Genomic DNA, 22341 nt, shown 5'->3' with positions numbered 1-22341 from the left:
GCAATGAATTCGAATCTTAAAGAAATCCTCGGCAATCTCGTCTCCTTCAAGAGCTACACTATCGAGGAGTCTAACCGCTGCATTGATTATATTCATCAGTATCTTCAACAAAGAAATATCCCCTCGGAGGTTATCCTTAATAAAGGGATGAAGATCCTTGTCACCACTGTCGGACAAGGAGATCGATGTTTAATCCTCAATGCCCACATCGACGTCGTAGAGAATGATCCCGGCAAATTTATGCTTCGTGAAGAGGGGGATCGACTGATCGGTCCAGGAATTTTTGATATGAAGGCATCGGCTGCTGTTTTTATGGAGATCCTGAGTGAGCTCGATCTCTCGAAACTCAAGAACCGGATTATGTTCCAATTCGTACCGGATGAAGAGGTGGGAGGCAAAGAAGGAACCGGCCACCTTGCGCAGAAGGGATATAAAGGAGATTTTATTGTTTGTTGTGAACCGACAAATCTGAAAATTTCTGTACAATCAAAAGGGGCTGTTTTTCTCAAAGTCGCCGTTCGAGGAAAGGCGTCTCATGGCTCCCGACCATGGCTCGGAGACAATGCCATTCTGAAGGCGATACGTATCTACGAAGATTTACAAAAACTACCTTATATCTCCCAGTCATCGGAGCTCTTCAAATGCGCGTCGGCTAACCTCACAAAAATTGCTGGGGGAGACTCTGTTAACAAGACACCGGATCTCTGTGAAATGACACTCGATGTACGCCATCTTCCAGGACAAGACCTTCGAGAGGTGAAACGACAGATTGCAGAGGTTATGCAAAGATATGGCGCTGCCATGGAGGAAATTCGATCGAGTCCCCCTGTCGTCACATCACTGCAGAATCCCCATGTCCAGCAACTCTACAAGATCTGCAGGAAGAGGTACCCCGATTGCATCTTATTCGGTCAAGATGGGAGCTCGGATGCCCGATATTACACGCCTCTCGGAATTCCGGGAATCGAGTTTGGACCGGTCGGAGGGGGGCAACATTCCGCTGAAGAATACGTTGAGTTTTCAAAACTCCTTATCTATAAGGACGTCCTTAAAGAATTTATCCTAAATTTTGGGAGGGAATAACCATGGACTGGGGAATCAAAAACCGACTTTCACAAATCTTGCGACCTCCTCAAGGTCGCACCGTCATGTTGGCAGTGGATCATGGCTATTTTCTGGGACCAACGAGCGGTCTCGAAAATCCGCAAAAGACAATCGCGCCACTCCTGCCCTATGCCGATAGTCTGATGTTAACTCGCGGTGTCTTAAGAAACTCCGTTGATCCCGAAAGCCGAACTCCGATTGTGCTGCGCGTCTCCGGCGCGACGAGCATCCTTAAAGAGCTTTCGAACGAGGCGATTACAACATCGATACAGGATGCGATTCGATTAAACGCCTCCGCAGTCACCTGTTCTATTTTTGTGGGTGCTGAATATGAGAAGCAATCCTTATGTAATTTGGCGAGCCTCATTAATGAGGCTGAGAATTTTGGGCTGCCGGTCCTGGCCGTCACAGCAGTCGGCAAGGAGATGGTCCGAGATGCCCGATACCTGTCTCTTGCATGCCGGATTGCCGCTGAGCTCGGTTCGCACGTCGTCAAAACCTACTACTGTGACGATTTTGAAAAAGTGGTTGGGAGTTGTCCTGTGCCGGTCGTCATCGCCGGTGGGAAAAAGCTCCCGGAACGCGAGGCGCTTGAACTCTCATTCAATGCGATCCAGCATGGGGCCTCTGGCGTTGACATGGGACGGAACATTTTCCAATCCGACTGTCCCGTTGGGATGATCCAAGCGGTACGCTCGATCGTGCATGAGAAAGCTACGGTGGGACAGGCGTTTGAATTATATGAGACGATAAAAAAGAGATAGTGAGCGAGTAAATGCGAGTTGCCAATTACTATAATAACAGTGATGTCCGAATTGAAGAGAGACCGGTTCCAAAAATCGGTGAAGGAGAGATACTCCTCCGAACACGCGCCGCAGGTATCTGCGGCAGTGATGTCATGGAGTGGTATCGGGCCGGCAAGGCAGCTCGCGTTTTGGGTCACGAGATCTCAGGGGAGATCGTCGAAGTCGGCAAGGGAGTCACTCAATATAAGGTGGGGGATCGGGTTGCCGCCTCCCATCATGTCCCTTGTTTCGAGTGTCACTACTGTCGCCTTGGGCACCACACCCTCTGCGACATGATCCACAAGACCAATTTCGACCCCGGTGGTTTTTCCGAATGGATCCGCCTGCCCAAGATCAATGTTCAATACGGCGTTTATCAGCTGCCCGATCACGTCTCTTTTGAAGAAGCGACGCTTATTGAACCACTCGCCTGTGTTGTGCGAGGACAAAAAAAGGCTGCTGTTCGTCGTGGTCAGACGGTTCTCGTCATGGGATGCGGTCCCGCTGGCCTGCTCCATGTTGCCCTTGCGAAAAATCAAGGGGTAGAGCGAATCATTGCGACGGATGTTGTCCCTTTTCGATTGGAGACCGCCAAGCGCTTTGGTGCCGATCAGATTTTTCTGGCCAATGAGTTTTCTCCCGAGAAATTACGTAAAGCAAACGAGGGACGCCTGGCCGATGTCGTCATCACCTGTGTCGGTATTGAGAAAGTAAACCAGCAGGCGTTGGAGTCTGCAGACCGTGGAGGAACCGTCCTCTTCTTTGCACCGGTCAGCCAAAGCCAACACCTCGATCTTCAGCTCAACGATATCTTCTGGCAACGTGGAGTCACCTTGTTGAGTTCCTACGCCGCAAGCCCCGAAGATCATCGTCTCTCACTGGATCTGATCCAAAGCGGGAAGATTCGCGCCAAGGAGTTCATCTCCCATCGACTTGGCCTCTCTGAAACTCAAAAAGGGTTTGATCTCGTGGTGAATGCGAAGGACTCACTGAAAATTATCCTCGATCCTTCGCGTTAGAATAAAAATCTATTCGATGATCTGTTGGAGTTCTGTGAGGTCGAAGACGATGACCCGTCTGTTGCCTTGATCGGCAACGGCGAGTCGCTTCCCATCGGCGCTGATCGCAAGTCCATCGGGGCTTTTGAACTGACCTGCCCCCGAACCGTAGCTCCCAAACGATCCGATCAATGGGGTTCGTCCAGGATTTTCAGGATTAGAAATATCAAAAATAACAATGCGGCTCCGCGGTTGGACTCCCTTTCCTTCTGTCACATCCTCAAACCCTTCATCCACTGCGTAGAGATATTTTCCTCGAACCTGAAGCCCTTCGACACTGGCCTGGAAAACCCCTTCGCCAACTGTTCCCATAATCTGGCCTGTTGTTGAATCGACGACCTCAATGCGTCCCCTCTTTTCATTCGCAACAAAGAGCCTCCTCCCATCAGGGCTCAAGGCAAGGGACTCCGGTTCCTTAAGAAGCGCGGGTTGAGTCTCTGCTCCCTTTGCAAATAGACCATCAACCATCCCCTCCGGATTCATCTTCAAAACCTTCCCCCATCCTAAAAATGAGACGTAAAGATTTCCGCCATGGTCCAATGTAAGCCCCTGTGGGGCATCAAAAGGGGCTGAGGCCGGTTTATAGGCATTTAAAGCAGCAAGGGAGAGAGGGCTTAACGGATCCCCATTCTTCCTGAATCGATTGATGCGATAGTTCCCCTGATCAACGGCATAGATAATCTCGCGGGCAGGATCGTAGGCAACCCCCTGAACCTCATCATGTTCAAATTTCCCGTCAAATTCACCCAGCCCAGTCCCCCGCTTTCCCAGGGTCTCTGCCACAAACCAGCCACCGTTCATCGATTCAACGTAACGATCAACCTTAAAACCCTTTGGGTCGGTGACCAAGAGATTACCATTTGGCAAAAAGGCCAGGGCATCCACCTCAACACCGACAGGGATCGTTTGATATTTTAGAGAGGCTTTTAAAGTGCTCAGATCAATATCATCTTCACAGGTCATCGCGGCATGGCCTGCATTCGGTGCTGAATCAAAAGTGACCGGAACCTCGCCATCCCAAATCGGCCGTACAGAACCACCAGCAGGGAGATCCTCTGAGGGACAACCGCAACCGCCGGCAGAATACGCCGCTACCTCAGGGCGCCAAAGACCAGGGACGGCAAATCGATCATGATTTCCGATAACAAGCTGACGGAGTGAAAACACAGCCTGTACCGGACCTGCTAGATGCGCAAAGGGTCGATACTGAACATCTGCAATAAAAGGGACCGTGCCTTTGCAAGAACAATCAATTGTATTGGCCATGACAATTCTCTTATCGAAATCCAACCATTCCTGTTGCTATTTTAATTTGGATATTACTTGTGATGTTTATGGGAATAATGGTCAATCAAAACTATCGTAACGGCCAGGATAGCGACAAATGCCATAACAGCTGTAGATATAATCATTTTACCCCTCCTCAGGTCTTGAAAGAATGATTCCCATTGCCGATGTTATAATAAAACACATCACACCAATAATCACAAGAAGGACAATGACCTGGTTCTGGGACGAAGAGATGAACGGCCCAATGACCAGTGAGGCAAAGAAAATTTTAGATAGATCAAGAAACATATCGGCTATTTTTGCCCGTTGCTTGGGATGCAAGTTCCGAAACATGACTCAACTCCCCGGCGTCGGAACTTCCCTCTCCACAAAATCAGCCGCATTGTTATCCGTGTCCTGTCCCGGAGAAACGCGCTCTATGGAATGCCCGCTTGGGACATCGAGAGTAGGAGAGAGTTCATACATCGCCAAACTATTCTCCCCCGATTGCATTATCCCCTCCCCATAACCAACAACATCCAATAGAATCCCATCAGGATTAACCAGCTGAACCGCATCCGGCCCATTTTGGGGATCAAATTCATCGATCAAGTCTGCCTCGGCAACTTGTGTTGCAGAAGGATTTCCGGTTTTTGCATCGGCAATCAGATAAAAACCATCAGGACCGATCACAGCACCTTCCGGAATTGTGATCGAATCTTTTTGCACCCCATCCTCTCCATTCATGAAGAGGATCTGATGTCGACCAAGAGAAAGACCCGCAGTACCAAACAATTCGACAAAGACAACACCATCGGTGTCAGAGCCAACCGCATCATAAAAGATCTCGTTGATCACAACGAAGCCTTCCGAAACGGCGTCTGAAACTGATTCAACTGGGGGATCTTCAGTGACTACTCCTCCTTCCCCGGTGGAAGGCTGAGGTATTGGACCATCCCCTTCTGTCAGGACGACATCGGATTCATCCGAGGGGAGCGTACTATATCTCTTGCTAAAATAGGTGAGGGAGAGACGTCTCTTGGAAAGGAGACGTGGGGTTAATACGATGGTGTAACGCGTCTCCGACTTCAACTCACCCTCTGCCTGAATAGAAATGGTCTGCCCCTCATCCGTCAAATCGATCTGAATAGGCACCGATACAATTTCATTTTTCTCAAGGGAGCGAACCAACTCCTTTGCGTCTACTAAAACGGGGGAGGGAACCTCTCCTTCCAGGAGGAATACCGCGTTGGGGGTTGCGGTCGACTCATCCAAAGGCTCTGAAATTGTCAGGAGAAACTCACCCTGCAAGGAGGGAACCTCTGCCTCCTCGGGCAAAATGGAGAGGACATGGGGGAGTTTTTCCGTAAGAGAAGTTGGCCTTTCAGGTAGTTGGTAACAACCAATAATGAGCACCAGCAATAAAAAGATCCGTCTCATTGCCCACGGACCTCCTCAGAAAACCAGCCGTTGGTAAAACCATCCAGATACCCCGCCAGCTCCTCCCGTAGTTCTTTCCTCTGCTCTTTCTTCCAGGCAAAATAGAGGCGGGTTACTTTTTCCAAAAGGCGCGTCCTGTCTTCCAGCCAGCTTCGTCTCTCCCGGCTCACATCGATCTGATCCTGGTTGAAAAGAAGCTCGTTGAGATACCAGACCGCCTTGACCTCGACCCCAATCCCCTGCTGAAAATCCTGATCGAAGTTATTTTCATCGGGACCAACAAAAACCTGACTATCGGTTACGGAAACATTGTCACGCGTGGTCAATTTCAAGACATCTTTGATGTCACGATCCATCCCGACCTGGAGACGCGGAAGGGCTGCCGACCATTTCGCCCTCCGTTTCCATTGGTCGAGTTCAAACCGATCATAGCCGGATTCTCTGAGCGCCATTTGCTGAACCTCATGAATCTCTGGAACCCTGGCATGCAAGGCATTCAGGGGGATAAGAAATAACAAACCAATGAGAAACAATCGCCGCATCGTCTGAACTGAAAGCAAAAACGATGCCAGCGCCTGCAATGATTTTTTTGCCCCGAAAGTCGGGATGGTGTCCGAAATCCGGACGGCACCGTCCGAAATTCGGACCTGCAACAAGCTCATTGCCGAAAAAAACAGCTCCCGGTTTGGCATGCCGCTTGCTCATTCAATAGGAATGAGATTTCTGCTGCTCTTGATCCTTTGTTTACTTTCCTGTGGACCTGTTGTCCCGATTCAGGATCCGTTTGAATCAGAATCCCAGCTCCCTGAAGAGGCGAGTCTCCCCTCGGAGAGATCTCCCTTGCGCATTGTCGCTATCGATGTCGGCCAGGGGGATGGAACACTCGTGATTGGACCCGATGGGACAACCCTGCTGATTGACACCGGTCCACTTTTTTCAGGTAGTCAGCCAATTCTAGAAAAACTCACGAGGGAAGAAATTACGAATCTCGACCTCATCTTGCTCACGCACTTTGATACAGACCATATCGGGGGAATACTCGAAATATTGGCGAAGTTTACCCCAGATCTCCCCATCATTGACCGGGGAGATTCAACCGCACAGGACCATCCCCTCTTCTTTTCCTATCTGGATATCGTAGGCGATCGCCGACGGGTGGCTGTTCCTGGGGAAATATTTTCACTTGGTCATGGAGCGACAGCGACGGTTATAGTGGTCAATGGTCAGTATCTCGATGGGACTAAAATCCATCTGAACCCTGACGAAGAGAATGAGGCGAGCATTGGACTCCTTATCGAATACGGAGAATTCCGCTATCTCACCTCGGGAGACCTGACAGGCGGTGGCTCCCCTGGTGGTTACCCCACCAAGAATCTCGAAAAGAAGTTGGGTGAGATCGTAGGAGATATCGACATCCTCCATCTCTCTCATCATGGAAGCGACACTAGCACACAAGACGACTTTCTGGAATCTGTCGCCCCCGAAACGGCGATCATCTCGGTCGGCCGAGAGAATACCTATCATCACCCTGCTATTAAGGTGCTCGATAGGCTTGAAAAAAGGGACATCGAGACTTTCCGAACTGACCAAGATGGCAATATTGAAATCCGCTCGGATGGGGAGCATTACGAAATTAAATCAGAAAGATCAAAAAGGCGCGGGGGGGAATCGAACCCCCGTATATCGGTTTTGCAGACCGATGCATTACCACTTTGCTACCGCGCCACTGTTTAAAGAACTCCTATACAATCCCTCCAGCCTCAATTCAAGAATCATTCATAACAAGGTAAATTATTTGACTGTCTTCCCTTATCGGGCCATAATGATTCCAGGGGGGATTCTCGAATGGATCAAAAATATACGATCCTCATCGCCGATGATGATCATGATATCGTCAATGTTCTGAAAGAGCGACTCGAGATGGAAGGGTATCAAACAATCGAGGCTTATGAAGGGGTCAGAACGATCGAGGCAGCAAACAAAAAAAATCCTGATCTCATTCTCCTCGATATTCGGATGCCTGTCGGAACAGGTTCCTCTGTTCTCGATGCCTTAAGAGCGAGGGAGCTCACCAAGAAAATTCCGGTCATTGTCATGTCAGCCCTTCAGGAAATAGGGCTTGAGGAACGACTCATCGCACAGGGGGCCCAGGCCTTCTTGAAAAAGCCGTTTGATTCCAACGAGCTTCTCAAGAAAATTCATTCTTTCCTTCCTTAAATACTCCGGCAATCCAATATAATCTTGAGTCGCTTACCAGGACTGGTATAAAGAACTTAACTTTTCAACAAGCCAAGCCCGGGTGGTGGAATCGGTAGACACACAGGACTTAAAATCCTGAGCTTCCAGCAATGGGGCGTGACGGTTCGAATCCGTCCCCGGGCATTTTCATCTACCACTCAGTCCCACCTAATTCAAAAATCAAAAGCCCGATCAGACGGATATTATCCGCATCTCGAGTGAGTCCCAATGGGACACCAACACCGATCTCCAGCGAACTTGGCGGATCCCAAACAATCCCCGGTGTGTCATAGAGCGCATTTTCACGACCGTTATTGTTCCACTCGTTATAAGACCAATTGATCTCATTCACAAAGCGAAGTTCCCAGAAAGGAATAAAGAAACCGGCATTGATATTAATCTGATGGGCCCCCGGTTCGTCATTCACAGGATTCCGGTGTTTTCGAACCCGCTGAACAAGATCGATATTGCTTTCCCAAAAAATCTGGCTGTTGTTGAGATTCGCCAAATCATACGCCATCATCAGCTGTGGGGTATATTCAATGAACCCATCCGAGAGGTCGCGTCGAACACTTGCAATCGGAAACTCAATAGCCGCCCCAATCGCCATATGAAAATCAGAGGCGCCGATATTCAGGATCGAATATTTGGTGTTGATCTCAATATCCCCGATTCCCCATGTCGTCGACCCCACTGTCGGTTTTCGGTTCTGGAAGGCGATCCAACCAAATCCCAACTGCCAATGGTCTGTTAATCCAAGCTCTACCTTTAGCGGAGCCAGGAGAAGGTCGCGACCACTCCCCTCAAAAAAAGCGGGCTGAAGGATAAACTGAAATTCCCCCGCCTCCTGAGGATAGACCAACTGGGTTTGGAAAACCTCCTGGATCATCTGCTCATAATCCCGTTCCGGGCCAACATCGAAGGCATGAGCAGGCTGAAAAAGGCCAAAGACAAAAAAGACAAGAAAGATAAAAAACATCTTTTCTTCCTATCATCGGAGGAAGAGAAAACAACGAAAATTCTTTGACAGGTTTCACTATTTCCTTCATAAAAACTCTATGATTGAAAAATTCAACCTCCCGAAAATCTTAAAGGCGGCCCTCAAGCGGGGAGGAGAGTTCGCGGAAATTTACTTCGAAGAAACAGAAAGTCTTCAACTGATCGCTGAAGAGAGAAAGCTTGAGAAGGTCAATCCCTCAATCGATTGCGGCATCGGAATCCGTCTCCTCTGGGAGGGAAAAACAGTTTACGGGTTTACCAACGAGTTTTCGGAAAAAGTTTTGCTCGACCTCGCTGAAACGATCTCTCAAGCGGTTTCAGCGAAAAAGTTTGACCAATCGTTTTCCCTTCATCCCGTTTCCCCTCCATTCCATTTCTCAGTTGAAAAAATACCCGAAAGATTTTCCCTGGAGCAGAAAAGAGATTGGATGCGAGAAGCTGAAGAGACGGCATGGAGTTATGATTCTCGTATCTGTCAGGTCAAGGTCCTCTATGCCGACATCAGAAAAAAGGTTGAGATCGCCAATTCCCTCGGTGAAATCGCCAAAGACGATCGAACCTATACCCTTTTTTATGTCCAGTCTGTTGTCAGGCAGAATGGCCAGATCCAGACCGGCTATCATCCGGTTGGTGGTCTCATCGGCTTAGAGCTTTTCGATGAAAATCCACCATCAAAAGTCGCCAAAAAGGCCTGTGAACAGGCGGTCCGGATGCTCTCAGCTCGAAGGGCCCCTGGGGGCCAGATGCCTGTCGTGATTTCCTCAGAGGCAGGTGGAACGATGATTCATGAGGCCGTGGGACATGGATTGGAGGCTGATCTGGCGAGTGAAGGTCTCTCAGTCTATCACAAAAAAATCGGCCAAAAAATTGCCGATGAAAAAATCTCCGTCGTTGATGATGCCACCCTTTCGAAAAGAAGGGGCTCTTTTGTTTTTGATGATGAGGGAGTTCCGGCAGAGAGAACCCTTTTGATCGATCGAGGGATTTTGAGAAATTATATGTATGACCGTAAGATGGCGATGAAGGATGGAACCCGTCCCACAGGAAACGGCCGTCGGGAATCCTACCGGTTTAAACCGATCTGTCGGATGACCAATACCATGATCCTCTCCGGGACGGATAATCCGGACTCAATCCTCCGATCGACTGAACGAGGGCTTTTCGTCAAGAAAATGGGAGGGGGACAGGTCAATACCGTCAACGGCGATTTCATCTTCGAAATTAATGAAGGATACCTGATCGAAAAAGGAAAGATCGGTGACCCGGTCCGTGGCGCCGTCCTGACTGGCAATGGTCCCAAGGTCCTGGAGACGATCGATAAGGTCGGCTCCGATCTTGGATTTGGCATTGGAACATGCGGAAAGGACAATCAAGGGGTGCCGGTCGGGGATGCGCAGCCAACGATCAGAATACCGGAACTTGTTGTTGGGGGAGCAACATAAAAATCTAATCTTTATCCGGCATCAGATTCTTTTCTATCATCAATTTAAGGGCTTCGAGTTCGTCAAGATGAAGCAGGTCTTTTCTTCGACCTGCGGCCTTCTTGGCCCGAATCAAATCATCCAGCGAAATGACGTTCAATTCAAGACCGTATAAATCTGATTTCTTAACGGCCTGAATCAGCTGCTCATAACCGCCAATTCCAGAAAGTTCGCCCAGGAGATCGATATCTCCCACATCTGTTGTCAGGGTAAAATTCATTCCGTTCTGAATGGTCTTTTCATCAAAGAGAAACGGGATGCCCTCCCCCTTTGGTCCTCGAAGCCGCGGTTTAAAAGGACGCAGTGCCCTCACCATATTCTTATAATTCTGTTTATCTCTTTGATAGCAGATATCCAGATCATTGGTAATATAGGAATACCCATGAAGAACCCCTGCAAAACCCCCCACAATAATCATGGCCACCTTTTCCCGGTGGAGGGCTTCGAGAAATTCCCTGAATTCAAGATTTGTCCTTGATTCCGGCACGTCTCGCCTCCTGAACCAATTCCCACATGCGTCGATGGTTCTTCACTCGCTCCTCAGGAGTTCGACTCAAATTTTGCTCAAGCAAGGTTAAATCAACGCCCCGTCGTTCATATTCCCTCAAGGGATCTCCCTTTTTTTGGACAACGGAAACCGGGACGAGAATAAGTCTTGCCAAAGAATTATCAATTTCAACTTGAATGAAGTCTCCGGCATGAAGGGACAGCTTTTTCCTCATTCCAGCCGGAATACTGATCTGCCCATGCCGGTTGATTTTCGTTAATTCCATATTAATTTAATAATATATTAATTTCATAATAAAACAAGGGCGTTCTTAACTGCTTGTTATTTTTAGTCTTATTTCTGAATTAACTGATCAAGTTCCTGCTTGAGTCGAGGCAGGATTTCTTCATACGAAAACGTCCCAATCTGTTCTTCCTTCTTTTTCAAATTCACAAAATTCGGGGCGCACCAGAGGCCTAAGTCAGCATCATCGGTTTCACCGGGGCCATTCACGCGGCACCCCATGACGGCGATCGTGACCGCATGCTCTTTCGCATACCGGCTCATCTCCTTCACGGCGATGGCGAGCTCGACAAACTTTTCGTTCTCCACACGTGAACAGGAAGGACACGAGATGATGTTCAATTTTTTCTCACCAAAATCCGGGACGGAACGAAACCGTCCCTCTGCGATATCGCGAAGGATCTCTCGCGCCACATGGATCTCGTCCCCCTTTTGATCGAACGGAACCGTCAGCGAGACACGGACCGTATCGCCAATCCCCTGAGAGATCAGTCGCTCAAAGGCGATCCGCGTCTTGATGACCCCTTCGGGAGGAAGCCCTGCCTCGGTCACACCCAGGTGAAGCGGCACATCCGGCCGCATCTCATGAAAGCGGCGATTCGTCTCTACCACCTTCATCGGATCTGAATCTTTCAAGGAAACCAGATAATTTTTAAAACCCAAATCATCCAGAAATTGACAATGCTCAACCGCAGAGGAAACAAGCGCCTCTGTTTCGTTGTCGGGATATCGTTCTTTCCAGACCGGATCGACAGAGCCACAATTCACACCGATACGAATCGCACACCGGTTCTTTGAGGCCTGCTCGGCTAACCAGGCGACCTTGTCCCGACTCGTCTTCTGTTTTTCATGATGGTGGAGATGGCCTGGATTGTAACGGATCTTCTGCACACAAGGAGCGATCTTTTCAGCCAACCGATAATTTTCCTGCAAATCGACCGAAAGCGGAACATCCGTCTCCTGAGAGAGTTCCCTCAAAACCTCCGCATCTTTTTCACTATCAATCGCGACACGAATTAGGTCGGCTCCAGCTTTTTCAAGAAGACGAATTTGACGGAGCGTCGCTTCACGATCCTGTGTGCGCGTCGCACACATGCTCTGAACGGCAATCCGGTTTTGTCCACCGAGCCTCAACTTGCCAATCAGGATTTCACGGCTTGTTCGCATAAATCTTATCGGGGGAAAAGCGTACAGCCACCGCTCGAGTTTGAGGATCCTCCACTATCAACAGTGGAAGTGGTCGAGCAACTATCCGAGACACTCTTCGCCTCAATCGCCAAAACAGCCTCCTCAAAAAGCGAGTCATCAGACCCATCCTCCTCCGAAATGTCAAGGGGGGAGAGGATCAGGCTATTGACGTTCCCAGTCGTCCCGGAGAGGGTAAAATCAACACCGCTGGCCTCAGTCCCTGCCGTACTTGTGATTGAACTCGACCGCGTTTGCGTGGTGAAACCCGGTTGAAAACCGGTCCCTTCGCACGGGGGAATTCCGGATGCCGATTTGATGTCTTTGTTAATTTTCTCGACGGTCACGAGATAAGAGGCCGCCGGATCAAGGCCATGGATCTCATAATTTCCATCACAGGATTTGTCAAAATCTCCGTCAGCACACATCTGACCGGAGACAAAAGAGACCGCATCGACTCTTGACTTGGAGGTGTCCGCATTTCGGGCAATCACATTCGCACAGGCAAATTCTGTCGTCCCATTGGTGTCATGAATCGTCCCGGATATGGTAAAGGTGGATGAGGAAAAATTACTCGCCGGATAGAGAAACGCAAGACCGACCTTGTCATCTTTCTCAGGCGTTTTGAAGTTGGCACCGTTTCCCGGCGTAAAAAAGGGATGCATCGTCGTGATCTTGTCGTCGTTCGAGGTATCAGTGTCATCGGCCTCATCTAGATTGACCTGGGCATGATTGAGCCCGAGGAAATGCCCGATCTCATGCACAATGAATGAGGTAAAATCATCATCCGAAAAACTTAAGCCTCCACAATCTGACAGGGCAACCCCCGAAAGACAGGCGGCATTAAACACAGCCTCCCCCTTCACCGCCTTGCCGGTGTCCTTATCGTGACTGATCACCGCCGCAAAACCCAGGGTCGTGTACCGATTTGAGGTCCCAAAAAACTTCGCGACAACAGCCCCATCGTCGTCGATCACAATCGGATTCTTTCCGTCGGTCAGAGGACCATTTGGACAGGCCGAACCATCATAAAGATAACAACAAACATTATCCGCATCGACAGCCACCCCCAAATCCTGTTTGGAGTAGGTAAGGCTCGCTTCACTCACATCAGACCACATCTTGAGCCCCGCATCGAGAAGGGCGCTCACATCCTTGTCCCTGACACTCAGATCAGACTCAATATCCAGACGAACCGGCAGCTCCCATTTCACGATCTTCCCTGTGGCGCTCACGGAACGAGGTCCATAGGCGTGAACCCCCACGGGGCAAAAAAAGATCAGAAAGAAAAGAAGAAGCTTTTGATAACTCATGTTAATCGGTAACCAGTTTTTTAACGAGCGAAACAAAATCCTGAAGGGACGGGGTCGAAGAGGCAGACTCCATCATCTTTCTCTCACGAGTCGAGAGGGTCAGCGCCTTGACTCGCGGGCTTTTCGAAAGCCCCAGAAAGAGTCCCTTATTTCCCAAACCATTGACGACCCTCTTTTCCCCTTTCGCATTCGTGACAATTTGAAACTTGCCCTGAAGAAGTCCGACCGGTGCTGTCAGGCCAATATCGCTCTCTCCGCTCAAGAAGATGACATTCTCCTCTCCCACTTCGTAATTTGGAAGATCACTAAACGCGGTCGTTGTCGTGAAATCTCCCCTCTCTCCCCCCTCCCCTAACCGAATCTGCTTGAAGGTAATCCTCTCTTCAGGGGCCCCTTTGAGTGTTTCCGTAACCTCGTAGGTCACGTATTGAACGAGCCGCCCTCCCTTGTCCTTGGCCGGTTTTACCTCGAGACAGCGCCCGACAAAGATCCGATCCGAGAGAGAGGTCAGTTGTTCGAGATTCAATCTCAAAACCAGAAAAGAATGGGAAGAAAAGGGGAAAATCAGGAAAAGGGCAACAATGAGGAAGAGTTTTCTAAACGACATAGTTTGGGGAAGATAACACAAATGGAATTTCATTTCACTTGTAGATTTTAAAAAGTCTGTGGAAGGCGACATTTTTGTAGTGCACCTCCTCGAACTTCTCCAGATCGACCCTTTTTGGAAAGAAGAGATTAAAAGTCGCCGTGTAGTTAATCGGGACAGACTCCGGATAGTCGACAAGTTGTTGAACTTCTTCAGGAAGCTTTTTCCAACGTTTGGCATCCTTTTTTCTTAAGCTATTGATAGCCTTATGCCTTTTCCCGCTTTTATCGATCAAAACCCATTGATCCTTTTCATTGTTCATCTGGATCACGGTAAGCGACGTATTGCGTATCGCAACGGTCAGGAGTTTATAACTGGGGACCAATGAATCGAGCTTTTTATCATAATGGGCATCGATCGAAAACCCATGCCCCAGGATGAAATTCCCGGCGCGACTTTCAATCGTCTCCAGTTTCTTTCCGGCACAGCCCACAATTAACAGTGGAAAACAGACAAGAAAAAGGAGTGGCTGAAGCAAGCAACGAAGCAGATGGGCCATTATCAACATCCTGCACCTCCAATTTTGTCAACAAAGTGACACGCCGCCCAATGAGAGGGCCGCCATTCCTTAAGCTCCGGCTCTTCCCTCCGACATCGATCCTCCGCATAAGGACATCGTGGATGAAAGGCGCATCCTGTTGGCGGATTGATCGGAGAGGGAACCTCTCCTGAGAGAAAGATTTTTTTCCTTCTCGATTTTGGATCCAAGACAGGCACCGCCTCAACAAGGGCCTGCGTATAAGGATGCAGAGGTGTCTCAAACCCGCTTTTGGGTGCCATTTCCACAATCTTTCCCAAGTACATTACCGCCATACGATCGCTCATATATTTGACCATTCTCAAGTCATGCGCAATAAAAAGATAGCTCATCTTGAATTTCTTCTGGAGGTCCCGCAAGAGATCGAGGATCTGGGCAGCAATGGAAATATCGAGAGAAGAGACAGGCTCATCGGCGACAATCAAATCCGGCAAAAGGGCGATCGCCCTCGCGATACCGACCCGCTGTCTTTGCCCCCCTGAAAACTCATGGGGATACCGATGATAGGCCTCGGGAGAGAGACCGACGCTTTTCAAAAGCTCTGAGACCTTCTCCTGCTTCTCTTTTCTTTTGATCTTACGGTGAATCAGCAGAGGCTCCGCAATAATTTCTCCGACCGACATCCGTGGATTCAACGAAGAATAGGGGTCCTGAAAGATCATCTGAATCCGCTGACGAAACGACTTCAACGCGCCCCCTCGGCAACGGGTCACCTCTGTCTCTTCAAACAAGACCCTCCCCTCATCAGGCTCTATCAGTCGTACCAATATTCGTCCTAACGTCGTCTTGCCGCAACCCGACTCTCCCACAAGCCCAAGCGTTTCTCCTTTTTTAACGTAGAGATTCACGCCCCGTACCGCCTGAACGAAGTCTCGGGAACGTCCCAAAAAGCCTTTCCGAATCGGAAATCGCTTGATCAGATTTTCAGCAGCGATCAAATCGGTCATAGATCTCCATGAGATGTTTGGTGTAGGGGTGTTCCGGTTTTCCGACAATCCTCTCTGTCTTTCCGGATTCAACAACAACCCCTTCCTTCATCACGACAACCTGATCCACTGATTCAGCAACAATCCCCAGATCATGAGTAATCAAAATAAGCGCCATCCCGAGGGAGGATTGAAGCTCATTCAGGAGCTCCAAGACCTGCGCCTGGACCGTCACATCCAGGGCGGTCGTTGGCTCATCGGCAATCAAAAGACGAGGTCGACAGGAAAGCGCCATCGCAATCATCGCCCGCTGTTTCATCCCGCCGGAAAGCTCATGCGGATAACTCTTCGCAACCCGTTTCGGATCGGCGATTTTCACGAGATCGAGAGACTCCACAACCTTTTCCCCCCTCTTTTGCCTGGAAAGCTCCGGTTGATGGAGTTGAAGCACCTCCTCAATCTGATTCCCAATCGTAAAAACAGGATTCAGCGAGGTGCTTGGTTCCTGAAAGACCATTGCGATCTTTCCTCCCCTGACCTCTCGTATCCCCTCCTCGCTCATTGTCAAAAGGTCCCGCCCCTCAAAAACGATTTTGCCACCGACAATTTTTCCCGGTGACGAAACAAGCCTCAAGATTGAGAGGGCTGTGACTGATTTCCCGGAACCCGACTCCCCCACAATCCCCAATCGTCCCCCCTCTTCCAGAGAAAAGGAAACCCCATCGACCGCCTTCATGATGCCTTGAGAGGTAAAGAAATGGGTTTTCAGATTTTCGACTGATAATAACATTACACCTTCATCCTCGGATCAATCGCATCACGCAACCCCTCTCCCACCAAATTATACGCCGTGATCGTCAAAAAAATGGCGAGCCCTGGGAATAAGGCCAACCACCAGGCAATGTCCATAAAATCCCGAGATTGTGAAAGCGCCTCCCCCCACGAGGGGGTTGGAGGCTGGACACCAAATCCCAAAAAAGAGAGTCCCGACTCGACCAAAATAGCGGATGCCACCCCAAAGGTCGCTGAAACGAGGACGGGGGCGAGGCTGTTCGGCAAAATGTGCCGGAAAATTAGCCGCGGGACAGAGGCCCCGATCACCCGACCGGAAGTCACAAAATCCTGGGATCGTAACTTGAGAAACTCCCCGCGAACCAATCGGGCAATGCCAGGCCAACTCGTGAGACCGATCACAACCATAATATTGTAAAGCGAAGGTCCGACAAAGGCCAAAACCGCCAGGATCAGGAAAAACGTCGGGAAACAGATCATGATCTCGATCGCGCGAGAGATGATGGAATCAATCAAGCCCCCGTAGTATCCAGCAATCGCCCCAAGGATGATCCCTATGGAGACATACAGGACAACCGCGATCAATCCGACCGAAAGAGAGATTCTTGAGCCAAAAATCAAACGTGAAAGCAGATCCCTCCCCTCCTCATCGGTCCCAAAAGGATGGTCCCAGGAGGGGGGAAGCAATATCGCATCGAGATCGTAAGCGGTCGGTGAATAAGGGGAGATCCAAGGGGCTAATAAGGCAACGCCAAAGAGAAACAGGACGAAAAAAAGGCCGAACATCGCCAAGCGGTTCAGATGAAATTGTCTCCAGACGAGATGCCAGTAGGATTCCCTCATCGTATCCCCTCGAAGCTGATGCGTGGATCGACCATCACATACAAGAGATCCGAGATCAGCATCCCGACCAGCGTCAGCACAGCCTCGATCGTCGCTATCGCCATCACGGTCGGATAGTCGCGTGACAAGACCGCCTCAAACCCGAGTCTCCCCATGCCGGGGATCGAAAAAATCTGTTCGACAATGACACTCCCGCCAATCATCGCCGGCAAAAGTGTTCCCATCAACGTTATCAGAGGGATTAATGAATTTCTTAAGGCATGTTTATAAAGAACAACCTTTTCAGAGAGCCCCTTGGCCCGTGCCGTCCGGATAAAGTCCTGGCGAATCACCTCAAGCAATTGGGCCCGCGACAGTCTCGAGAGAAAGGCAAACCCCCCATAGGTCAGCACCGTCACCGGAAGAATAAGGTGCCAGAGAAGGTTTCCCATCTTTCCCCAGAAAGGGAGTTCTCCAAATCCCGCGGAAATAATCCCGACGATCGGGAAAATATTCAGATGTTCCCCTCCCCCCAAATAAATAATGAGCAACATCGCAACCCAGAAGGAAGGGAGGGAGTAAAGAAAAAAGAGGGTGAGGGTCAGGAATCGATCGACCCAACTTTTTCTGGCAACAGCAGAGAAGACCCCAATCGGGATCGAGATCAGATAGATCAGAAAAATGGAGATGATGTTCAAAAGAAGCGTCACGGGGAGTGCCTCGGAGATTTTTTTGAGGACAGGACGATGATCTTTGTAGGAGGTACCAAAATCGAGGGTGACCAATCGCTTGAGCCAAAGAAGGTATTGAATATGAAGTGGCCGATCGAGCCCATAAAGTTTTTTGGTCTGCTCAATAACCTCTGGCGAGACCGATTCGGCTCGAACGCCCCCCCCCAGTTGCTGAATCTTGAGTGAGATCGGGTTCCCAGGAGCCAACTGAATCATCAAAAAAGTCATCAGTGTGATCCCGATAAAGGTCGGGAGAATCAAAAAAAGTCGTTTAATAATATAGGATGTCATTGAGGCATCATCTCCCTAACAACCTTCCACTCGAGAGGATCCATCCCACCGGGATAAACTTTCACATTCTCAAACCGTCGATGGAGGGCGACAAGATTCGGCATCGTGTAGAGAAAGGTATACGGTTGGGCCTCATAGATGATCTGATGAAGGCGTCGATAAGAAAGAGCCCTCTTCTCACGATCAAACTCCCCTCTCCCCTCTTCAATGATCCGATCGGCCTCCGGATCTGAAAATCCGGCAATGTTCGATCCTTTTTCTGTTTGAGACGAATGCCAGAGCTGATACGGATCCTGTTCCAGACTGAGACTCCAGCCGAGGATCACCACATCGAAATTCCGTTCAGAGAGGTATTGGGTAAAAAGGGCCCACTCCAGTTTTCGGATCGTCATTTCAATACCGACCTCCTTCAGATCCTCCTTTAGAATATCAGCAAGCCTTTCTGAAAAACGGGCCCCCGATGGAAGAAGAAATTCGAAGTGAAATGAGAGACCGTTTTGATCCAGCACCCCGTCTCCATCATGATCTTCCCAACCTGCCTCTTTCAAAAGACGCCTCGCCTCTTCCTTATTATACGGAAGAGGTTTGATCTCGGGATTATGATCCTTCGAAAGAAAATAAAACGGCCCCGTCACTTCTGTCCCCAGTCCAAAATTAAGTTTTTGGAGAATCTGCCCGCGATTGACGAGCATTGTCATCGCGCGTCGAACACGAACATCAGAAAAAAAGGGACGTCTCATATTCCACCCGATATAACTGTAGGAGGGGGTATAAAATTGGTACTTCTGAAACCTCTCCAGGAAATTTTTAGAACCTGTCTGGCGCACCCATTGAATCGGTCTCAACCCTGAAAAGTCGAGCCCCCCTTTCTTCAACACCTGCAGCGCCACGGTATCATCTGTGATAAATTCGAACCGGATCCTTTTGATCTCCGGCTTTTTCCCCCAATAATCTTCATTCCTTTCGATAATAATCTGCTTACCGGTCTCCCATTTGACAAACCGGTACGGGCCTATGCCGACGGGTGCCCTATTCAAGGGATGACTGTTAAAATCGTCACCTGACTCGTATAAATGTTTCGGCACCAGCGGAATCCCTCCGCAGAAGGTAAGTGCCATGAAGTAAGGTCGCTTCATGGTAAACCTCACGGTACGCTCATCAACTTTCTCTACCTTCTCAATATCCTGGTAATAGACGCGCAGGTGAGGCGTATCGACCTTCGGATCCATGACCCGATCAAAAGAATAGAGAATATCGTCGACCGTAAAGGGATGCCCGTCATGCCACCGAATCCCTTCTCTCAAGGTAAACGTGAGCCGTTTCCGATCTGCCGAGATCTCCCAAGCGGTCGCCATCTTCGGCTTCCAATCGAGCGTTTCATTGTCTCGCTCAATCAGGGAATCAAAGACAAAACCATCAATGCGAGAGGTATAAACATCGGTCCCTGTAATTGGATTCAAGGTGTCCGGCTCAGCCCCTAATTGCCAAACCAGTGTCTCAGGATCCTTCGGAACCTGATACGAACACCCAACAAAAAGAAAAAGGAATACTAAAATCCTAATCATCGTAGATACGATCGGCTCCCTCGGGAATTTCAATTTCAAACAGATCGCGAGGCAAGGAAGGATTCAATTCAACCTCTTCGAAGGCAATTTCAATCCGTTTCCCTCGAAACCGTCCTCGAATCCGATAAGGAAAAAGGGAATCTTCAGAATAGTCATCATATTCGATCGAATAGAGCGCCTCTCCACCGATATCGAGGGCACGGTATTTGACAGGAAGATATTCGGTCCCCATTTTCCGGACGGTTATCTCGCTCCTCTCCCCCCTCAAAATAAAATAATCCCTCTTCCGCAGAGGAAAGAGTTCATAATTTTCCTCTTCCTCAATCGGAGGAGAGCCAAGCAGGAAACTGACCACTTCACGAGGGGTCAGCTTGATAGAAAGATATCTCCCCACCTGTTCGGACGTCCCCACACCCCGGAAATAACGATTTTCCTCATACCAGATCACGGTAAAAAGACCGGAGAGGGAAACAGCCTGCTGGAGGTAATAACCAAAATCAGAAACAACGTCGAAACGAAAATCGAGCGGGCGTTTGACCAGAAGGAGGATCTCTGCTTGCTTCTGACCGCTCCACCGAAAAGAGGCGCTCCCTCTCAAACTTTTTCCTATTTTCTCACGATCTTGAAGGGACCGAACCACCTGCCCTTTGAGACTCGAAAGAGAAATCTGGGAATACTTCGGCCCTGTGGCGCAGGACGAGAAAAGGACAAAGACAAGGATAATCTTAACGACTGTTAGAAAAGGTTCCTTTAAGCTTTTCAATCTTCCCCTTCACCCTCTCAATATCTTTCTGTGTTCCTGTAGATTCATTAACCTTCTCTTCCAAAATCTCAAGAGATTCTTCAAAATACTGAAGCGCCTTTTCCCGATCTTGCTTTGCCCAAAAAATATCACCCAGATGCTCCGTAATGGTCGGTTCCTTCGGAGAAAGGTCATACGCCTTCCGGATATAAAGGTACGCCTGATCCAGATCCCCCTTGCGATAATAGACCCAACCCAGACTATCAGTGATAAATCCATCATCCGGTTTGAGGAGCAGGGCTTTTTGAATCAAAATCAGCGCCTCATCGAGTTTATCTCTCAGATCCTGATCCGCATAGATATAGCCGATATAATTCATCGCATTCGCATTATTCGGATTCAGTTTCAGCACCTGCCGCATCGCCTTGATCCCTTCCTGATATTTTCCGGCACGGTCGTAAAGAAGTCCTAAACTATAATGGATCGATTCCTTGTTCTCGACACGACGAAGTCCTTCCTTCAGGATAGCGACCGCCTCTTTGAATCGGTTTTGACGACCATAAATCTCTGCAAGATATTCATAAAATGCCGACTCCTCTGGTTTCAAAGGGATCGCTTCTTTGAGAAGCTGAATCGCCTCAGGATCCTTTTTCGCCCGCTGGAGCAGGTAAGCCATATGAATCCTGGAATCCTTAAAAAACGAAGAGGCAGGTGTTATCTTCGAAAATTCAGCCATCGCCGCTTCATCCTGTTTTACATTCTCCAAAATGACGCCGAGATAGTAGATCACACGATCCAGATTGGGATTTAAGACAAGGACCTCCCGAAAAGTCTTGATCGCCTCTTCATATTTCTTCGCTTCGTAATAAATAAGGGCGATCTTCAGGGCGACATTCAGATCGGTCGGCGCTGCCTCCCGGATCGTCTTGAAGATCTGAAAGGCCTCTTTTTCCCGATCCGATTCCAGATAAACAGCCGCAAGGCTGGAAAGGGCTCGGATATCATTCGGGGACTGGCGAAGAATCCTTCGATAGGTTGCGATCGCCTTCTTCGAATCCTTCAGACGGTTTTGATAGAGAGAGGCGAGATAATAGAGAGGCTCGAGCTCTTCGGGATGCTCACGACTCCAGGCATCGAGAAGCGCAATCGCCGCCGTGTTATTTTTTTGACTGAGATAAACACCAACCAGGAGTTGAAGAATCTCCTCATAGTCGGGACGGAGTTTGTACGCCTTTTCATAAATCACTTCCGCTTCGGAAATCTTTCCCAACCCCTGTTCAATCTGCCCGAACAATACCAGCGTATCGACATCGTCTGGTTTTAGCTCCAGCGCCTTTTGGATATCAGCCTTGGCCCCCTCCAGATCATTCAGGGCCGCCTTCAAGAGGGCGCGCTTTGTCCAGAGGTGGGGGCTCTCTGTTTGCTTTTCGAGGATCCGGTTCAGCCGTGAAAGCGCCTCGTCCGGGTGGGATTGATAGAGTTCCATTTGAAAAACAAGATAGTCAAAGGCGAGCTGCTGTTCTACCGGTCTCTCCGGGGGACGCACCGCTATCCGGTTCGCGGCACAACCTGAAAAAATAAAAAATAAAATAAACCAGATCACGGAAGTATCGTATCTCAAATGCG

23 protein-coding genes, 2 tRNA genes and 1 pseudogene are annotated in these 22341 nt (G+C 49.2%); 7 read left to right on the top strand and 19 right to left on the bottom strand.

Features of this window, described 5'->3' with window-relative positions; translation table 11 throughout:
• Window positions 1-3 precede the first annotated feature (3 nt).
• Genes HYT76_04790 through HYT76_04780 form a run of 3 tightly spaced genes read left to right on the top strand, consistent with a single transcriptional unit; the run spans window position 4 to window position 2908 of the window.
• A complete protein-coding gene (locus HYT76_04790; protein ID MBI2082866.1) occupies window positions 4-1083 on the top strand; it encodes a M20/M25/M40 family metallo-hydrolase in 1080 nt (359 codons plus the stop codon).
• Window positions 1084-1085: 2 nt separating this feature from the next.
• Window positions 1086-1868: a 3-hydroxy-5-phosphonooxypentane-2,4-dione thiolase gene (gene lsrF / locus HYT76_04785; protein MBI2082865.1), complete on the top strand. Its 783-nt coding sequence runs from the start codon at window positions 1086-1088 to the stop codon at window positions 1866-1868.
• A gap of 11 nt (window positions 1869-1879) precedes the next feature.
• Entirely contained in the window at window positions 1880-2908 is a 1029-nt protein-coding gene (locus HYT76_04780) for an alcohol dehydrogenase catalytic domain-containing protein (GenBank protein MBI2082864.1), read from the top strand.
• A 9-nt stretch (window positions 2909-2917) separates the two neighbouring features.
• Here the strand turns inward: HYT76_04780 and HYT76_04775 are convergent, their stop codons facing one another.
• From HYT76_04775 to HYT76_04760, 4 genes are all read right to left on the bottom strand, one after another.
• A complete protein-coding gene (locus tag HYT76_04775; protein ID MBI2082863.1) occupies window positions 2918-4213 on the bottom strand; it encodes an NHL repeat-containing protein in 1296 nt (431 codons plus the stop codon).
• A 147-nt stretch (window positions 4214-4360) separates the two neighbouring features.
• Window positions 4361-4570 carry a hypothetical protein gene (locus HYT76_04770; protein ID MBI2082862.1) on the bottom strand — a complete coding sequence of 70 codons (210 nt, stop codon included), beginning with the start codon at window positions 4568-4570 and terminating at the stop codon, window positions 4361-4363.
• Between the two features lie 3 nt (window positions 4571-4573).
• Window positions 4574-5656 carry a lamin tail domain-containing protein gene (locus HYT76_04765; GenBank protein MBI2082861.1) on the bottom strand — a complete coding sequence of 361 codons (1083 nt, stop codon included), beginning with the start codon at window positions 5654-5656 and terminating at the stop codon, window positions 4574-4576.
• On the bottom strand, window positions 5653-6348 hold the full coding sequence (locus HYT76_04760; GenBank protein ID MBI2082860.1) for a hypothetical protein: 696 nt from the start codon (window positions 6346-6348) through the stop codon (window positions 5653-5655). Before HYT76_04760 ends, HYT76_04765 begins: the two co-directional genes overlap by 4 nt.
• Between HYT76_04760 and HYT76_04755 the strand changes: the two are divergent.
• Window positions 6263-7162, top strand: a pseudogene (locus HYT76_04755) (MBL fold metallo-hydrolase). The gene HYT76_04760 and the pseudogene HYT76_04755 sit on opposite strands and share 86 nt — an antisense overlap.
• 147 nt (window positions 7163-7309) lie before the next feature.
• On the opposite strand, the gene HYT76_04750 reads toward HYT76_04755, so the two are convergent.
• A tRNA-Cys gene (locus HYT76_04750) sits at window positions 7310-7381 on the bottom strand.
• Between the two features lie 120 nt (window positions 7382-7501).
• Between HYT76_04750 and HYT76_04745 the strand changes: the two genes are divergently transcribed.
• Together HYT76_04745 and HYT76_04740 are read left to right on the top strand one after the other, a co-directional pair.
• A complete protein-coding gene (locus HYT76_04745) occupies window positions 7502-7873 on the top strand; it encodes a response regulator (protein MBI2082859.1) in 372 nt (123 codons plus the stop codon).
• 76 nt (window positions 7874-7949) lie between these two features.
• Window positions 7950-8038 (top strand) — tRNA-Leu (locus HYT76_04740).
• A 7-nt stretch (window positions 8039-8045) separates the two neighbouring features.
• Here the strand turns inward: HYT76_04740 and HYT76_04735 are convergent.
• On the bottom strand, window positions 8046-8873 hold the full coding sequence (locus tag HYT76_04735) for a hypothetical protein (GenBank protein MBI2082858.1): 828 nt from the start codon (window positions 8871-8873) through the stop codon (window positions 8046-8048).
• Between the two features lie 79 nt (window positions 8874-8952).
• On the opposite strand from HYT76_04735, the gene HYT76_04730 reads away from it, so the two are divergent.
• Window positions 8953-10335, top strand: coding sequence for a TldD/PmbA family protein (locus HYT76_04730; GenBank protein ID MBI2082857.1), 1383 nt, complete (start codon window positions 8953-8955; stop codon window positions 10333-10335).
• 4 nt (window positions 10336-10339) lie between these two features.
• Here HYT76_04730 and HYT76_04725 read toward each other — a convergent pair whose 3' ends face one another.
• From HYT76_04725 to HYT76_04665, 13 genes are all read right to left on the bottom strand, one after another.
• Window positions 10340-10861 (bottom strand): hypothetical protein, encoded by a 522-nt coding sequence (locus HYT76_04725; protein MBI2082856.1) that lies wholly within the window; start codon window positions 10859-10861, stop codon window positions 10340-10342.
• Complete coding sequence (locus HYT76_04720; protein ID MBI2082855.1) at window positions 10836-11147, bottom strand: AbrB/MazE/SpoVT family DNA-binding domain-containing protein; 312 nt, start codon at window positions 11145-11147, stop codon at window positions 10836-10838. Before HYT76_04720 ends, HYT76_04725 begins: the two co-directional genes overlap by 26 nt.
• Before the next feature lie 68 nt (window positions 11148-11215).
• Window positions 11216-12331: a flavodoxin-dependent (E)-4-hydroxy-3-methylbut-2-enyl-diphosphate synthase gene (locus HYT76_04715; GenBank protein MBI2082854.1), complete on the bottom strand. Its 1116-nt coding sequence runs from the start codon at window positions 12329-12331 to the stop codon at window positions 11216-11218.
• Between the two features lie 5 nt (window positions 12332-12336).
• Window positions 12337-13662 (bottom strand): hypothetical protein, encoded by a 1326-nt coding sequence (locus HYT76_04710; protein MBI2082853.1) that lies wholly within the window; start codon window positions 13660-13662, stop codon window positions 12337-12339.
• Between the two features lies 1 nt (window position 13663).
• The gene (locus HYT76_04705; protein ID MBI2082852.1) at window positions 13664-14269 is read right to left on the bottom strand and encodes a hypothetical protein; all 606 of its coding nucleotides are present in this window, start codon (window positions 14267-14269) and stop codon (window positions 13664-13666) included.
• A gap of 34 nt (window positions 14270-14303) precedes the next feature.
• Window positions 14304-14807 carry a hypothetical protein gene (locus HYT76_04700; protein ID MBI2082851.1) on the bottom strand — a complete coding sequence of 168 codons (504 nt, stop codon included), beginning with the start codon at window positions 14805-14807 and terminating at the stop codon, window positions 14304-14306.
• Between the two features lie 2 nt (window positions 14808-14809).
• Window positions 14810-15793 (bottom strand): dipeptide ABC transporter ATP-binding protein, encoded by a 984-nt coding sequence (locus tag HYT76_04695; GenBank protein ID MBI2082850.1) that lies wholly within the window; start codon window positions 15791-15793, stop codon window positions 14810-14812.
• Complete coding sequence (locus tag HYT76_04690; GenBank protein MBI2082849.1) at window positions 15771-16562, bottom strand: ABC transporter ATP-binding protein; 792 nt, start codon at window positions 16560-16562, stop codon at window positions 15771-15773. Before HYT76_04690 ends, HYT76_04695 begins: the two co-directional genes overlap by 23 nt.
• A complete protein-coding gene (locus HYT76_04685; GenBank protein ID MBI2082848.1) occupies window positions 16562-17407 on the bottom strand; it encodes an ABC transporter permease in 846 nt (281 codons plus the stop codon). Before HYT76_04685 ends, HYT76_04690 begins: the two co-directional genes overlap by 1 nt.
• A complete protein-coding gene (locus HYT76_04680) occupies window positions 17404-18408 on the bottom strand; it encodes an ABC transporter permease (protein ID MBI2082847.1) in 1005 nt (334 codons plus the stop codon). The genes HYT76_04685 and HYT76_04680 overlap by 4 nt, the downstream gene beginning before the upstream one ends.
• The gene (locus HYT76_04675) at window positions 18405-19973 is read right to left on the bottom strand and encodes a hypothetical protein (protein ID MBI2082846.1); all 1569 of its coding nucleotides are present in this window, start codon (window positions 19971-19973) and stop codon (window positions 18405-18407) included. Before HYT76_04675 ends, HYT76_04680 begins: the two co-directional genes overlap by 4 nt.
• Window positions 19966-20736, bottom strand: coding sequence for a DUF4292 domain-containing protein (locus tag HYT76_04670; protein ID MBI2082845.1), 771 nt, complete (start codon window positions 20734-20736; stop codon window positions 19966-19968). The genes HYT76_04675 and HYT76_04670 overlap by 8 nt, the downstream gene beginning before the upstream one ends.
• Window positions 20699-22336 carry a tetratricopeptide repeat protein gene (locus HYT76_04665; protein ID MBI2082844.1) on the bottom strand — a complete coding sequence of 546 codons (1638 nt, stop codon included), beginning with the start codon at window positions 22334-22336 and terminating at the stop codon, window positions 20699-20701. Before HYT76_04665 ends, HYT76_04670 begins: the two co-directional genes overlap by 38 nt.
• Window positions 22337-22341 lie beyond the last annotated feature (5 nt).

The sequence above is a fragment of the Deltaproteobacteria bacterium genome, from assembly GCA_016180845.1.
Classification (GTDB): domain Bacteria; phylum UBA10199; class UBA10199; order JACPAL01; family JACPAL01; genus JACPAK01.
This window is presented reverse-complemented; position numbering and strand designations above follow the sequence as displayed.

Coding starts and splice junctions, on each gene's coding strand:
- HYT76_04790 (MBI2082866.1), top strand. CDS start 4: ATGAATTCGAATCTTAAAGAAATCCTCGGCAATCTCGTCTCCTTCAAG.
- lsrF (MBI2082865.1), top strand. CDS start 1,086: ATGGACTGGGGAATCAAAAACCGACTTTCACAAATCTTGCGACCTCCT.
- HYT76_04780 (MBI2082864.1), top strand. CDS start 1,880: ATGCGAGTTGCCAATTACTATAATAACAGTGATGTCCGAATTGAAGAG.
- HYT76_04775 (MBI2082863.1), bottom strand. CDS start 4,213: ATGGCCAATACAATTGATTGTTCTTGCAAAGGCACGGTCCCTTTTATT.
- HYT76_04770 (MBI2082862.1), bottom strand. CDS start 4,570: ATGTTTCGGAACTTGCATCCCAAGCAACGGGCAAAAATAGCCGATATG.
- HYT76_04765 (MBI2082861.1), bottom strand. CDS start 5,656: ATGAGACGGATCTTTTTATTGCTGGTGCTCATTATTGGTTGTTACCAA.
- HYT76_04760 (MBI2082860.1), bottom strand. CDS start 6,348: ATGCCAAACCGGGAGCTGTTTTTTTCGGCAATGAGCTTGTTGCAGGTC.
- HYT76_04745 (MBI2082859.1), top strand. CDS start 7,502: ATGGATCAAAAATATACGATCCTCATCGCCGATGATGATCATGATATC.
- HYT76_04735 (MBI2082858.1), bottom strand. CDS start 8,873: ATGTTTTTTATCTTTCTTGTCTTTTTTGTCTTTGGCCTTTTTCAGCCT.
- HYT76_04730 (MBI2082857.1), top strand. CDS start 8,953: ATGATTGAAAAATTCAACCTCCCGAAAATCTTAAAGGCGGCCCTCAAG.
- HYT76_04720 (MBI2082855.1), bottom strand. CDS start 11,147: ATGGAATTAACGAAAATCAACCGGCATGGGCAGATCAGTATTCCGGCT.
- HYT76_04715 (MBI2082854.1), bottom strand. CDS start 12,331: ATGCGAACAAGCCGTGAAATCCTGATTGGCAAGTTGAGGCTCGGTGGA.
- HYT76_04710 (MBI2082853.1), bottom strand. CDS start 13,662: ATGAGTTATCAAAAGCTTCTTCTTTTCTTTCTGATCTTTTTTTGCCCC.
- HYT76_04705 (MBI2082852.1), bottom strand. CDS start 14,269: ATGTCGTTTAGAAAACTCTTCCTCATTGTTGCCCTTTTCCTGATTTTC.
- HYT76_04700 (MBI2082851.1), bottom strand. CDS start 14,807: ATGGCCCATCTGCTTCGTTGCTTGCTTCAGCCACTCCTTTTTCTTGTC.
- HYT76_04695 (MBI2082850.1), bottom strand. CDS start 15,793: ATGACCGATTTGATCGCTGCTGAAAATCTGATCAAGCGATTTCCGATT.
- HYT76_04690 (MBI2082849.1), bottom strand. CDS start 16,562: ATGTTATTATCAGTCGAAAATCTGAAAACCCATTTCTTTACCTCTCAA.
- HYT76_04685 (MBI2082848.1), bottom strand. CDS start 17,407: ATGAGGGAATCCTACTGGCATCTCGTCTGGAGACAATTTCATCTGAAC.
- HYT76_04680 (MBI2082847.1), bottom strand. CDS start 18,408: ATGACATCCTATATTATTAAACGACTTTTTTTGATTCTCCCGACCTTT.
- HYT76_04675 (MBI2082846.1), bottom strand. CDS start 19,973: ATGATTAGGATTTTAGTATTCCTTTTTCTTTTTGTTGGGTGTTCGTAT.